Source organism: Deinococcus planocerae (genome assembly GCF_002869765.1).
Classification (GTDB): Bacteria; Deinococcota; Deinococci; order Deinococcales; family Deinococcaceae; genus Deinococcus; species Deinococcus planocerae.
The window spans coordinates 89,129-102,830 of sequence record NZ_PNOR01000001.1 but is presented as its reverse complement, the minus strand read 5'-3'; the positions used below and the strand labels follow the sequence as shown (position 1 = coordinate 102,830).

Sequence of the window (13,702 nt, the reverse complement as noted above, 5' to 3'; positions counted from 1 at the left end):
GGCATCCCGGCCCGCGTTCAGCGCCGCACCTCCTCGGCGACGGAGCCGGCGGGGACGGGCAGGAACCCCTCCCGGGCCAGCACTCGGGCGTAGCGAGCCACCGTTCCCGGCAGCACATTCACCACCCGGTCCGAGAGCATCCAGTCCACGACGCCCATGAAGCGCGAGCCGTGACGCCAGATGTAGGGGTTGAAGGCGATGACCGGCGCGTCGAGGGTAGCGATCATCCAGCCGGGCCGCAGCGGCGGGGCCTCCAGCAACTCCTCGACCGTGGTGACCCGCGCGAAGGGCGAGGCGGAGGCCACCGAGCGCGGCGTCTGATTGAGCACCAGAAAATCGCCCTGGCGGTGAATGATGCGGTTCCGCCCCGGCCCCGCCGACGACACGAAGTACTCCAGCCCACTCGCCGCCACCGCGTCGTACAGCGGGCCCGGGCCCGGGGACAATGTGGCGAGGTTCGCGTCCATGAAGGCGTAATAGCCGCGCGGGGTGGCGGCCTTACCGGCCAGAAGCCGGATGCGGTCCAAGGCCGCCTCGCAGTGTTCGCGCAGCCGTTCGGGTGGGCAGTTCACCTCCGCCATCACCCCCAGACCGCCCGAATGCAGCAGCGGCTCGGCGAGGCCCAGCACGCCGCCCTTCTCGCGGGGAATCTGTAACAACTCCCAGAGCTGCGGGCTGGTCTCGTAGCGCGCGGCGTGGACGCCGTATCCCATCTTGAGCCCGGTGAAGCCCGCAAGTTCAAAGAGACCCAGCATCGCCTCGTTGTGCGCCATCTCGCCCGAGTGCCACACCAGGGTGGCGAGAATTCTGCCCTCGTGGGCGTACCGGCGCAGCGTCTCGTCGTCCGGCTCCTCGGCGTAGAGGTCGCCCTTCGCGGTTGCCCAGGTGTGGGGCACCGTCGCCACGACGGGAAAGGCGGGGCGGTTGGGGTCCATGATCTGAAGGCACACGCCCGAGCGTGACCACTCGAAGAGGTCGCCGTCGCCCGTCTGGCGGCCCACCAGGACTGGGTTCCTGACTTCCAGGGCGAGCCGGGCCGTCTCGGCCGCGATCTCGGACTTCTCCTCGGTGTAGGGCTGCACCTGCACCTGAGCGGCGGGCAGTTCCACCTTCTCGCCGTACACGGCCACGCGGTCCTCGCGGCAAAGGGACGCGATCTGCGAGAGGATCGCCACCGGGTCGCCAAAGGCGACCCCGCGCGCCCGGTCCTTCCAGCGCCCAGCCAGGCGCAGGGTGATGGAGCCGTAGGTGTCGTCCTCGCGCGGGGCGTCGAGTGCGGTGGCCGTGGGGAAGCGCGACGAGACTGCTGTTCGTCCCGCCTCGCTCAGGTGGAGGTGGTTGATCTCCCGCACCCCGCGTCCCTCGATCAGCGCTGCGGCGTCCTCAGCCGCGCCGGAAAAGGCGAGCGCGCGGCGGAAGTACACCTCGGGGTACAGGTAAGGAACGAGGTCGAGGTCCCGGCCGCCGACCCGCACGGGTCCGGCGGGGGCTAAGACGGCCGCCCCCGCCTCCCCTACGCCGGGCTGGTCGAGCAGCGCGGCGTACAGCTCGGGCAGTGTCCGGGCGCGCACCAGCACTGCCCCCCCGAAGGCCTGAATGGACGAGTCGAACAGTGCCGTGTCACCCAGCAGCACGTACGACACGTCGAAGGCGGCGTTCAGGTAGTTGAACTGCTGGTGGTGCGCGCCGCCCAGCACGGTGGAGCCGGACCCCGCGAACAGCAGGCCGTCGCGGCGGGCCTCCAGGTAGCCCTCGAAGGCAGCGCCCGCGTCGCGCGCCATCCAGGCCACGGTCGGCAGGGCGAGGGCCGCGTCGGGGTTGCCCGCGTCGGCGATCAGGAGCCAGAGGGGAGGTTTCATGCGTTCACCTGTTCCAGGAGGGGGGCGGAAATGGCTTCCAGGGCCGCGCCCGGCACCGTGATGCCGCAGCCGTGCAGCACGAGTTCGCACAGCATCGCGTTCGCCCACGAGAACCACGGGCGGGTGAAGCGGCGCGGGTCGTCCGCGCTAAAGCTCTCGTGCATCCACAGGGTGCCCGCGTCGGTCGTTTCGAGCAGGCGCAACATCTCCAGCCGCTCCACGTCGTCCGTGGCGGTCAGGCCCTGTATGGCGAGGGCGATGGGCCACACGTATCCCGTGGGCGTATGTGGGCTGCCCACCCCGGCGGCGGCGCGGCCCGAATAGAAGTACGGATTGGCCCTCGACAGGACAAAGCGGCGCGTATTCAGGTACAGCGGGTCGTCCTGGGCGCAGGAGCCCAAGTACGGCAGGGAGAGCAGCGAGGGCACGTTCGCGTCGTCCATCAGCAGGTAGTTTCCCAGCCCGTCCACCTCGTAGGCGTAAATGGTCCCGAACTCGGGGTGCTCAACTTTGGCGTGCGCGTCGAGACCCGCCTGGATCGACGCGGCCAGGCTCCGCGCCTCCCGCAGGAGGTCGAGGTCGTCCAGCACCTCGTCGGCGAGTCGTTCGAGGTGGCCCAGCACCACGACCGCGTACATGTTGGACGGCACGAGGTAGCCGTAGCGGCAGGCGTCGTCGCTGGGCCGGAAGCCCGACCAGGTCATCCCGGTCTCGGCGATGGGCGAGCCGAGACCACCGCGCGGCAGTTGTCCGCGCTCCTGCCAGGCTGTGCGCACAAAACGGTATGGCGACTCGGCCTCGTGCCGCTGCTCGCGCCGCCACACCTCCAGGATCAACGCCGCCGCCGCACGGAAGCGGGTGTCCAGGTGGTCCGTTCTCCCGGTCGCCCGCCAGAGCTGAAAGGCGAGGTGCAGCACCGCGCACAGCGAGTCCACCTCGTACTTGCGCTCCCACACGAGGTCACTCATCTCGGTCTGGTCATCCTCCCAGCGGGCGCCGGAGGCAGTCTCGTTGAAGGCGTTGGCGTAGGGGTCGTGCAGGACGTACTCGACCTGCCGCCGCACGACCCCCGCGATCAGGTCGGAGGCGGCGGGGTCGCTCGGCGCCAGCAGCAGGTACGGGCGCACCTGGGCGGCGGAGTCGCGCAACCACATGGCGGGGATGTCGCCGGTGATCACGAAGGTGGTGCCGTCGGACTGGGGGCGGACGGTGGTCTCCAGGGTGCTGGTGAGGCAGCTCTCGAACATCGCCGCGAGGCGCGGGCGGTGAGGGAGGAGGCGCCGGACGTGTTCGGTCAGGGCGTGCAGGGAGGGCAGTGCCATGGCGGGCGGCGGGGAGGTCGACGTCATCTGGAGGCCTCGGGAATGAAGGGGACCGGCATCAACGCGGGGAGAAGCTGACTTCCGAGCGGTCGACCACCCAGGGATCATCCATCAGCGCCTTCTGGTTGAAGTGGCTGGGGTTACCCAGGCGGTACGTGTCGGACCACACCAGGAAGTAAGTCGATTTCGGGAAATTCGCCTTGATGCCCGCGATGAGCTTCGAGAAGTCATAGTTCGAGGCGCACTCGGCGCAACCGCCGGAGGCGGACCCGAACTCGGTCACGGCGTACGGCTTTTGGGCCGTGTTCAGCGCGAAGTTGTACGTGTTCCAACTGCCACCCGAAACCGAGCCGCTGTAGATATCGTCGCCCATCAGGTCCACGTAGGCGTCGCCGGGGTAGTAACTCTGCGTGCCGGTGTACACCCAGATCAGGTTGTGCAGGCCCTTGGAGGTGGTGAAGTAGTTGAACATGTCCTGCCACAGCCGCTTGTAGCTGGCCGCGTCCTCATCCCACCAGAAGGAACCGGGCGATTCGTGCAGCGGTCGCCACAACACCGGCACACCGTTGTCGCGCAGTTGTGCGAGCCCGGCGGCCACCTGATCGAGCATGGCGAGCCATTTCGCGCGGTCCACACCACCCGGCAGGATGCGCGCCAGAGCGTAGCTGCTCCGAAGTCCACACTGGCTGCCGCCATGGTTATCCGGGCGGTAGAAGTGGGCCGTGATCGTGACGAGCCCCCCCGCCTTGTAATAGTCGATGAGCTTCTGGTTGTGCCCGGTGGAGATGCGGCGGCAGTCCGACACGTTCTCCGCGAGTCGCCCGGTGTAGTCCGTTCCGATGATGGCGGGCCACTCGCCGGACTCGTTGTACACCTCCTGCATCAGACGCGTGTCGAAGGAGTTGTCGGCGATGTAGTTGACGTTGGGGTAGCCCGCGAATTGTCCGGAGAGCACCTTGTTGCTCGTCTTTCCCGGCAGGCTCTTGAGGTAGTTCAGCATCGCCTGGGTGCGTTCCCCGGCGTTGGGATCGGCGGCCAGGGCGCGCAAGGGCGCCGCAGCGTTCTGTTCTTCCGAACCGGGGGCGGGGAGCGAACCCTGCGGACCACAGGCGCTGAGCAGGGCCAGCGTGAGCATGCTGATCAGTCCATGCGCGTTCTTCATGATCGACTCCTTCTGCCGGTTCAACCGACGTAGAGAGGTTTCTTCTCGCGGCTGTGGTTCAACCGTGTTGCCGGTACGCCCGGAACTCGTACACGCGGGCGCTGTCACCGCCCGTCGCAGTTACGTCGCGTGGGCTGCCGCCCTCATGCGGGTACACCTCCTCCTCGTGACCGGGGGCGAGGAAACGCCCGGCTTGCACGTTGGTCGTCAGAACTTCCAGTTCGAGTGAACCGGCCGTCACAGGCGCGAAGGTCACCACCCGGCGCCGTTGGTAGTTGCCCGTCTCCTCGTGGACCAGCCGCCGCTCGCCGCCCACGGTGGCCCACAGCCGCCAGTCCCGCACACAGGTGGGCGCCCTCCAGAACTCGGGAAGCTGCGAGGCGATCACGTTGAGGTCGGTGTCGAAGGAAACGCAGACGGTGTCGAGTGTCGTCGGCTCGGGGAAGTCCAGGGCCACACACTGCGGCAGGGCCTGCGCGGGGTCGGACACCCACAGGTGGGGCAGGTCGAGGGGCCACGCGCCGCCGCGGTTGACATTCTCTGCGGCGTAGGGCCGGGGCTGCGGCTCCACCTGCACGGCGAGCGAGAACCACTTGTGCTGGGTCCAGCGCTCGTACGCGGGCAGGTCGATCTCGTCGGGGTGCAGGCTGGGGTAGTGCCGGTTGTGTGCCTCGGGTCCCCCCGCCGAGACGTAGTGGGCCTGAGCGAGGGTTCCTGTGGGATGAACCGACGCGGCGGCCCAGTCCACATCCGGTGCGGCGCTCAGCGTTGCCCGGTGCGGGCGGTTCGCGGTGACGTTCGCGTGAAAAGGCGCGTCCAGCCAGCCCTCGAACCGGGGCGGCACCGTCAGCGTCACCGAGGCCACGCGCCGACCACACCCGGCGTCCCAGATGCGCCCGAGTTCGTGCAGCTCGGCGGTGACTTCGGCGGGCTCCGTCCCCTCGTTGCGGAGGTAATAACGCACGACCTCCACGCGGCCCTCCGTGACCGGGAAGACCTGGGCGCGGGGCGTGGCTAGGGGATGGAAGCTGGCCGTGTCGGGGGCGCCGAAGTCCAGGGGCGCCTCGCTGGTGGCCCGCACGGGTACGCCCCGCGCCAGGTCGTCCGGGTCCTCGTTCACGACGCCCGGGACATGCACGTCGTCGCGCAGCAGGAGTTGCTGGAGACGGGCGACGTGCGGACCGTCCGGGGAGGCCGTCTCGCGCGGGGTGAGACCCCGTTCCAGGGCGTACGCGGCGGCGGTTCCGACCGCCTGCCCGAGCACCCCCAGCACCGACTGGACCCGCACGGCCCCAAAGGCCACCCTTGAAGCCGAGAGGCTGCGCCCGGCCAGCCACAGGTTCTCCACGTTGCGGCTGTACATCGCGCGCAGCGGCACCGAGAAGGGCGAGACGTGGATGTAGTTGCGGTAGTTGGCGTCGGCGTGAGACAGCTCTCCCGGCTCGGCATGGTTGTTGATGCCGCCGGGGATGTGCAGGTCGATGATCCAGCCCGCGACGCCCACCCGGTCGGGCCACAGCGGGTCGTGGTGCAGGTGGTGCTCGTTCAACACCACGTCGCCCATCAGGCGGCGGCTCTCGCGCTTGCCGGGCACCATGCCGATCCACTCCAGCACGTACGTTCTGGCGATCTCGCGGTCGGGCGAGTGGTTTTTGATGTAGTTCCACACCCCCAGGACGTGGCGGTGCAGTTCGTCCTTGACCGCCTGGTTGTCGTGAATCTGGTGAAAGGGATTAGACACCTCCAGCCACCAGTAGCCGCCGTACTCCCGGCGCGTGACGTGAGCGACCCGGCGGAAGGGGCCGATCTCCTCCAGGGAGCGGTATTCCTGGACCCAGGCGGGCGGCGTGTACGGCACCTCGCGGCCCACGTCACGTGCCCGCATGGTGATGGTGGAGCCGTTGGTCACCTCGTCGGCCCGGACCGGGGCCATCGGCTCGCCGAAGTCGCTGCGCGCGTCGCGGCCATACCGGTACTCGGCCCCGGCGAGCGCGCCCACCGTGCCGTCCCCCGTCGCATCGACGAAGTGCGGGGCGCGGAACACGAACTCGCGCTCGCTGCCGAGCTGGCTGCCGTGAACGGCGGCGACCCGGCGGGAGCCGTCCCCCACGTCCTCGCTGTCCACCCCGCGCACGCTGGTGTTGAGAAAGAGGGTGAGCTTCTCCTCACGCCGCGCGGCTTCCAGCAGCACCAGGTCCCAGTGGCTGTTGGTGAGGCCGTGCTCGAAGAGGTGAACATGGTTGGTCGCCCGGTCGTGCAGGATCAGTTCCTCGACGATGCCGGTCTCGCGCGCCCAGGCGTTGAAATTGGTGGCGCTCAGCGGCACGACACGAATCTCGGTGCTGGAGTTGCCGCCGAACACGGGGCGCTCCTGCACAATGGCCGTCCTGGCCCCGTGCCGCGCGGCGGCGATGGCGGCGCACAGCCCGGCGAGGCCACCGCCGACGACCACCAGGTCGAAATTCAGTTCTTCCGCAGGTTGACGCTGGGTGGTCATGGGGAAAGTTCCGTTCTTAGGGCGTGAAGGGTCGGGGAAAGGCGGCTCCAGGCGGCGCGGCTCACGACTTGACCGCCCCGGCGACGCCCTCGACAAAGTGGCGTTGTAGCAGCAGGAACACCGCGATCACCGGCACCAGGCTGATGGTGGCTGCCGCCGCAAGGCCGGTCCAGTCCAGGCCGCTCTGCCCGGAAAAGGCGTACATCCCGACGCCCAGCACTCGCTTCTCGGGGCTGGAGAGCGTGAGCACGAGCGGGATCAGGAACGAGTTCCAGATTTGCAGGAACTCTAGGATGAACACCGACGCGATCACGGGCCGGGCCAGCGGCAGCATCACCCGGAAGAACACCTGGAAGATGTTGGCGCCGTCCATGCGCGCCGCCTCCTCCAGCTCGCCCGGCAGACCCGCGAAGTAGGCGCTGAACATGAAGGTGTAGATGATGAACCCCACCCCCGCCGAGGCCAGGATCACGCCAGTCAGGGTGTTGTTCAGCCCCAGCCGGTTGATCAGGTCGTAGATGGGAATAATCGTGTACCCCTGCGGCAGGAAGATGCTCGCGCTCAGGATGGCGACGATGAGGGCGCGTCCCCGGAAGGCCCGGCGCCCCAGCGCGTAGCCCGCCAGCGCCGTCACGAACAGCACGATCAGCGTCGTGGAGAGCGTCACGATGACGGTGTTCAGGAAGTACACCGAGAAGGAGGCGTTCGTCCAGGCCCGCTGGAAGTTCTCCAGAGTCGGCTGGCTGGGCAGCAGCGCGAGCGGCTGGCTGTACACCTCGGCGGAGGGCTTGAAGGCCGTCAGGAAGATCCACACAAAGGGCGAAACCCACACGAGCAGCACCGCGATGAAGCACAGGTGCAGCAATGCCCGGGGGGCGACGAGGCGGGGGCGGGCGGTGGCCCGGACGACGGGGGCGTTCTGACGCGCGATCATGCCGCTCTCCCCTTGCCCCGGGCGGCCCGCACGGCCAGCGCCTGCACGGCCACGATAACGAGATTGGTGAGCCCGAAGAACACCCCAGCCGCCGACGCGAAGCCGATGCGCGGGATGCTGTCCTCGACCGTGAAGGCGACCCGGTAGATGTAGGTGCCGATCACGTCCGAGGCGTGGCCGGGACCGCCCCCCGTCATGACCTGCACGTGGTCGAAGACGTTCAGGCTCCACACCAGGGTCAGCGCCGTGATCGTGATGGCGATGGGCCGCAGCAGGGGCAGGGTCACGAAGCGCAGGATCTGGGCGCCGCTTGCCCCGTCGATGCGGGCCGCCTCGTACAGCTCGCCGGGAACCGATTGCAGCCCGGCGAGCCAGTACACCAGCACGGTGCCGAAGCCCTTCCAGACGCCGACCGCGATCAACGTGGGGAGCACCAGCCCCACGGAACTCAGGAAGCCGATAGGCCGCTCGACCAGGCCCTGCCCAACCAGAAAGGCGTTGAGCGGTCCCCCGGCGGGCGAGAGCAGGATCACCAGCACCACGCCGATCACGGCGGTGGTCGTGACCACCGGCAGGAAAAAGAGGGTGCGGTACGCGGTGCGCCCGCGCAGCTTGGGGTCGTTCAGCGCGATGGCGACGAGCAGCGCGAGCGGGAGCTGGATCAGCAGCAGCCCGGCGGTGTAGATCCAGGTGTTCTTGAAGGCGTTCCAGAACAGCGGCTGCGCGGCGACCTGCGCGAAGTTACCCAGGCCCACGAACTTCTGCGGCCAGCCGATCCCGTCCCAGTCGAAGAGGGCGAAGTACCAGGTTGCCAGGATCGGCCACAGCTTGAAGCCGAAAAAGAGCAGCAGCATGGGTGAGACGAACAGGTAGCACCACCCGTCCCCGCCCGGGTCGAGCAGACCGGGGCGGGGGCGGCGGGCGCGGCGAGGCTGTGGGGAGGAGGCGGTCACAGTCTCACGGGCTCACTTGCACTTCGGCAGCGCGGCGTAGTCGCGGCTGCCAAAGTCCCGGGTGGCCGTGTAGTTCGGGAAGATCAAGAGTTCCCGGCACACCTTGGCCCCGTCCTTTTGCGCGGCGGCGATGGCGCGGTCGAGTTCGGCGTTCCAGGCCGCGTCGTACTTCTTCGCCGCGTCGAGGTAGTTGCTGATCTGCCCGTTGATGTACTGCGCGTGGATCTCGTAGAGCTGGGGCTGGGGGGGCTTGAAGTTGGCGAGGACCTTGACCCAGTCGGGGCTGCGCAGCCGGGGGTCGGGGCGCAGCACGCCCTCGGTGTTCGTCACCGCGATCTGGGCAGGGATGGTGAAGTTGAGCCGCGCCAGCGTGGCGGTGGGCAGCCGCAGAGGCGGGGCGTGACCGCGCTCCTGCGCGTTGGCGAGGGAGAAGGGCTCGCTGTTGAGGAAGTCGAAGAGCTTGTAGGCCTCCTTCGGCGCCTTGGTCCGCGCGGAGATGGCAAACCAGCCGACCGGCGGCCCCTTGGGGAGCCTGGTGAGGTACTTGCCCGTCTCGGTGGGCATCGGCGCGATGCCGAAGTCACTTTCTTTCATGTTGTAGCGGGTGGAAAAGGTGCCCGCGTAGGCCGCGAAGCCCAGCATCATGCCCACCCGGCCCTGCGCGAAGGTGTCTTGCAGGGTGTTGAAGTCGAGGCTCTCCCAGCCGGGGATCACCGCCTTGTCCTCCAGGTTGAGCTTGCGGAGGAACTCGACCGCCGCGACCTGCCCGGGATGCTCGGCGTTGTAGCGCCCGGTGGTGTAGTCGAGGGCCGGGTGCGGTTCCCCCACAAAGCCCCTGCGGGCGACGGTGGACAGGTAGCCGCCGTAGGTCGAGGGCGGACTCTTGGGCTGCATCGCCCAGCCGAAATAGCGCCCCTTGCCCGTTTCGGTGATCTTGCGGGCGTAGGCACGCACTTCGTTCCATGTTCTGGGCGGCGCACTCAAGCCTGCTTCCGCGAAGATCTTCTTGTTGTAGTACAAGAAGGCCATGTTGTTGACGCCAGTGCGGAAGTACGGAACCGAGTACATCTTGCCGCCAAAAATCACGGTGCCTTCTGCGATGGTGTTGCTGGGGTAACGCGTGATCAGACTGTTGCTCCGCAGGTTGTTAAGCGGCAGCAGCCAGCCCAGCGCGGCGTAGTCTTCCAAGCGGGGCGCGGAAAACCCACCGGCGCGAAACACGTCTGGGGGATTGCCCCCACGGAACGCGAGGTTCACCGCATTCAGGTACTGGTCGGCGGGCAACACCTGGAGCCGCACGTCGATGTCGGGGTTGGCCTTTTCGAACTCGGCGATGCGCGCGTCGAGAAAGGCCTTGTCCTCAGCGGACTCCTGCGACCACCAGAAGTTCAGGGTGGTCTTGGCAGCCGCCTGGCCGAGCAGGGCGGTGGTGAGCAGCATGGCGAGCCGGGCGAAACGGGAACGGGGACTGGACATGGCATTCTCCTGAAAGGGGCGGCAGAGCAAGGCGGCCTGACGCGGACGAGGACCGCGCAGGAGTCGGTGGAGGGGCGGCGGGATCGTCAGGTCATGAACGGTCCCCTCCCGTCGATGTGGTCGAGGCGCGCTCAACCAGGCGGAGGGGCTGCACGATGTGCCACCCGCCGGAACGCGGGCGGTCGAGCAGCGTCACGAGGCGTTCGGCCGCCACCGATCCCAACCCGTGCATGTCCATCCGCACCGTCGTGAGCGGTGGGCTGGTGAAGTGGGCGATCTCGTAGTCGTGGAAACCGACCACCGCGACGTCGTCGGGCACGGTCCGGCCCCGCTCGGCGAGGGCGCGCAGCCCGCCCATCGCCATGTAATCGTCGGCGTAGAGGATGGCGTCCACATCCGGGGCGGCGTCCAGCAGGTCCAGCGTGCGCGCGTGGCCCTCGCCGCTGGTGAAGTCGCCACTCACCGCCCGCTCCGGGCGAAACTCCAGGTCGTGCAGGGCCAGGCCTAGACGCAGTCCCCTGAACTTGGCCTTACTGGTGCTGGTCAGCTCCGGGCCGTTGACGAGGGCGAGACGTCGCCGACCCGCCCCCACGAGATGCCCGACGGCCCGTTCGATGCCGCCCTGGTAGTCCACCGAGACGGTGTTGACCTCCTCGCTGGTGGGTCCTGCACCAACGATGACGCAGTGGACGCCCAGCCGACCCAGGGCGCGGGCGGTCTCGAAGTTCACGAGGTTGCCCCCCAGCAGCAGCACGCCCAAGACATCGGAACACGCCGCCTGCTCCAGCACGCCCTGGAGACCCGCCGGGATGAACTGCATGCGGGCGTCCACCTGATAATCGGCCAGCACGCGCTGCGCGCCGTCCGCGACGTTCCGGCTGAAGTCTCGGCTGAGCTGGGCCGCGTCGGCGTGGCGCTGCGGCTCGGTGCCTCCGCCCACCACCAGAACCGTCTGGAGTGCTGCGCCGCGCAATCGGCGCGCCGTCCGGAAGTACCCCAGGTCGTCGGCCACGCTGCGCACGGCCTGGCGCACCGTGTCTGTCACGTTGGGGTGATTGTTGAGTACCCGGGACACGGTGGCTTTGGAAACCTGCGCACGTTTAGCAATATCGTCGAGCGTGACCGTCATGAGGACTCCAGATGGGGGCGACGGGGTGGCCCCCGGCGATTGCAGAACTGGGTGTGCTGAGACTGTTACAGAAAATTTCTGAAACAACAACCTTCCTGTTTCAAGACAACCGTTTGAGGGATTGCCGAGAGGGGGAGGCAGAAGTGTGTCCAGTTAGGTCCCACCGCCTTCGCTTGTCTTCGGCGCTGCAAGAAATACGACCCCGGGGAGCCGCGTGGTTGGCCCAGTCAGGCGGGCCAACCTGTTCAGTGCCTTCCGGTCCAAGGAGCTATGCATGAGAATGTAGTGGCAGGCCTTCGGCTTAGCCACCTGTTCGGCGTGGACGTTCCGCTCCCCGAGCTTTTCAGTGGGGACTGCTCCCCGGAGATAGCCTGCTCGTCGGTCAGACCCCATGAGAACACTTCAAGGGAGGAGAGGCCTTCCGAACGCGGGCGCTCATGCTGAAGGATTGATTGGAGGCTTAGCGTTTGTTTCCGCGTGATTACTGGCGCCATTCCAACCTCATCTCCACTGCCCAGCGCGCGGCGCGTTCGAGTTCGCCGTCTCCCAGCGGTCCTTCCGTTCCCTGCACGAGGAAACCTTCCGGAGGAGCGACCCGCCGCCCACCCCCTTCGCCAGGCCGCGCGCGCTGGGCGTGGCGGCGTAGGCCCTCGGCCCGCTGAGCCGCGAAAATAAGCTCAGCAGGGCAGACCCGGCCTCGGTCACCGGGATGCGGGTGCCTGAAGGTGGGCTACCCCCACACCCGCGAGCCCGTTCGCTGGGAGGGCTTGCAGGAAGCGGGTGAGGGCGGGGGTGGGCCGAAACTGGGTTGGGGAGCCGACGATGAGCAGGCACAGCCCCGCGAGCCGGGCCGAGGGCGCGCCCCACCAGCTCGGCGAGGAAGGCCACCAGCGACACCAGCGCCGCGAAGCCCAGCGCCGCGCGCACGTCAAAGGCCCGCCCGGTGACCACGCCCGCCCCCGTGGGGGTGTGGTCAGCCCGCCACGCCTGGACCGCCGCGTAGGCCAGGGTGGCGAGCCCGCCCAGCGAGAGCGGCCAGACCAGCCCGGCCAGCAGGGCGGGCGAGATCGTGCCGATCAGCACCGCCGCCTGGACGATGGTGGCGACGCTGGAGGCCGTCGCCCCCGCCACCGCGCCGCGCACGCTCCGCTCATCCGCCCTGGCCCGGCTCCCCAACGCGGCAACGGTGGCGAGGCTGGAGACGAAGCCGGAGGCGCACCCCGCCAACGCGAGGCCGTAGCGCGGCCCCACCGCCCGTCCCAGGACGTGCCCGAAGGCGTTCACGGCCCGGGGGGCGTGCTGCTGGTCAGCGGGCGGCGACCACCAGCGGGCGCATCATGTCGTTCTCCTCGTGTTCGAGGATGTGGCAGTGCCAGACGTAGGTGCCCGCCCGGTCGAACCGCATGCGGATGCGGGTCATCTCGCCGGGGTACACGACCACGGTGTCTTTCCAGCCCCGCTCATTCGGGGGCGGAGGGGTAAGGGGGCCGAACTGCGGGGCGCCGCCCGCCGTCACCACGTCGCCGGGATACCCGACTGCCGCGTTCTCCGTGCCCGGCACGCACGGCACCGTCGCGCGGCCCAGCACCATGAACTGCACGAGGTGAAGGTGGATCGGGTGGGCGTCCACCGTGTTGTTCACGAGCACCCATTCCTCCACGTCGCCCCGGGTGGGCGTCTCAGTCGCGGGGTCCATGAGGGCGTGGGGCCGCGAGCGCCCGGTCGCCGGGTCCAGCGTGCCCAGCAGGGTCCGCAGCGGCGCCCCGGTCGCTGGGTCGAGCACCTCGTTGAGGGTGAGGTAACGCGCCCGCCGCACGTCCTGCGCCCGCAGGTCCGGCGGCGTGCCGGGCGCCGTGGGCAGGACGAGGGGGTCCGGGGCGGCGAGGGGCTTCACCACCCGGAAGCGCATCAGCCCCGGAAGCGGGGGCTGGCCGCCGCTCCGGCTGACTCCCCCGGCGAAGGGCGTCTCGGCGCTGTTTCCCAACTCCAGGGTCTGCCCGGCCGAGCCCGAGAAGTCCACGATCACGTCCGCGCGCTCGCCCGGCGCGAGCAGCAGGGTGGTCGCGGTGGCGGTCTGGGGCAGCAGGCCGCCATCCGAGCCGATCTGGTGCAGGGGCAGGCGGCGGCCCCCCCGGCCCAGATCGAGCCGGTAGAAGCGGGCGTTCGAGCCGTTGAGCAGCCGCAGGCGGTAGGAGCGCGGCTCCACGTCGAGGGTCGGGAAGGCCCGCCCGTTCACCACCGCCACGTCCCCGAAAAACTCCGGCGCCCAGGTGGCCGGGTACGCCAGGGTGCCGTCGGCGTTGAAGGCCCGGTCCTGGAGGACCAGCGGCACCTCGTAGTGCCCCTTCCAGGGAAGGTTCAGGGCGGCCT

10 protein-coding genes are annotated in these 13,702 nt (G+C 68.8%); all 10 read right to left on the bottom strand.

Annotation, left to right across the window (positions count from 1 at the left end; all coding sequences use genetic code 11):
- Positions 1-17 precede the first annotated feature (17 nt).
- Positions 18-1,859 carry a hypothetical protein gene (locus A7B18_RS00465; RefSeq protein WP_102124705.1) on the bottom strand — a complete coding sequence of 614 codons (1,842 nt, stop codon included), beginning with the start codon at positions 1,857-1,859 and terminating at the stop codon, positions 18-20.
- Positions 1,856-3,181: a glycoside hydrolase family 125 protein gene (locus tag A7B18_RS00460; protein WP_102124704.1), complete on the bottom strand. Its 1,326-nt coding sequence runs from the start codon at positions 3,179-3,181 to the stop codon at positions 1,856-1,858. Before A7B18_RS00460 ends, A7B18_RS00465 begins: the two co-directional genes overlap by 4 nt.
- A gap of 58 nt (positions 3,182-3,239) precedes the next feature.
- The gene (locus A7B18_RS00455) at positions 3,240-4,343 is read right to left on the bottom strand and encodes a glycosyl hydrolase (RefSeq protein ID WP_146009398.1); all 1,104 of its coding nucleotides are present in this window, start codon (positions 4,341-4,343) and stop codon (positions 3,240-3,242) included.
- A 58-nt stretch (positions 4,344-4,401) separates the two neighbouring features.
- Entirely contained in the window at positions 4,402-6,840 is a 2,439-nt protein-coding gene (locus tag A7B18_RS00450; RefSeq protein WP_102124702.1) for an FAD-dependent oxidoreductase, read from the bottom strand.
- A gap of 61 nt (positions 6,841-6,901) precedes the next feature.
- Entirely contained in the window at positions 6,902-7,774 is an 873-nt protein-coding gene (locus A7B18_RS00445) for a carbohydrate ABC transporter permease (RefSeq protein ID WP_102124701.1), read from the bottom strand.
- Positions 7,771-8,727, bottom strand: a complete 957-nt coding sequence (locus tag A7B18_RS00440) for a carbohydrate ABC transporter permease (RefSeq protein WP_219722067.1) — start codon at positions 8,725-8,727, stop codon at positions 7,771-7,773. Before A7B18_RS00440 ends, A7B18_RS00445 begins: the two co-directional genes overlap by 4 nt.
- Positions 8,728-8,739: 12 nt before the next feature.
- Positions 8,740-10,203 (bottom strand): ABC transporter substrate-binding protein, encoded by a 1,464-nt coding sequence (locus A7B18_RS00435; RefSeq protein ID WP_102124699.1) that lies wholly within the window; start codon positions 10,201-10,203, stop codon positions 8,740-8,742.
- A 91-nt stretch (positions 10,204-10,294) separates the two neighbouring features.
- Positions 10,295-11,332 carry a LacI family DNA-binding transcriptional regulator gene (locus A7B18_RS00430; protein WP_102124698.1) on the bottom strand — a complete coding sequence of 346 codons (1,038 nt, stop codon included), beginning with the start codon at positions 11,330-11,332 and terminating at the stop codon, positions 10,295-10,297.
- A gap of 501 nt (positions 11,333-11,833) precedes the next feature.
- Positions 11,834-12,616: a DUF4010 domain-containing protein gene (locus tag A7B18_RS00425; protein WP_102124697.1), complete on the bottom strand. Its 783-nt coding sequence runs from the start codon at positions 12,614-12,616 to the stop codon at positions 11,834-11,836.
- 22 nt (positions 12,617-12,638) lie between these two features.
- Positions 12,639-13,664, bottom strand: coding sequence for a multicopper oxidase family protein (locus A7B18_RS22335; RefSeq protein WP_102124696.1), 1,026 nt, complete (start codon positions 13,662-13,664; stop codon positions 12,639-12,641).
- Positions 13,665-13,702: the final 38 nt, after the last annotated feature.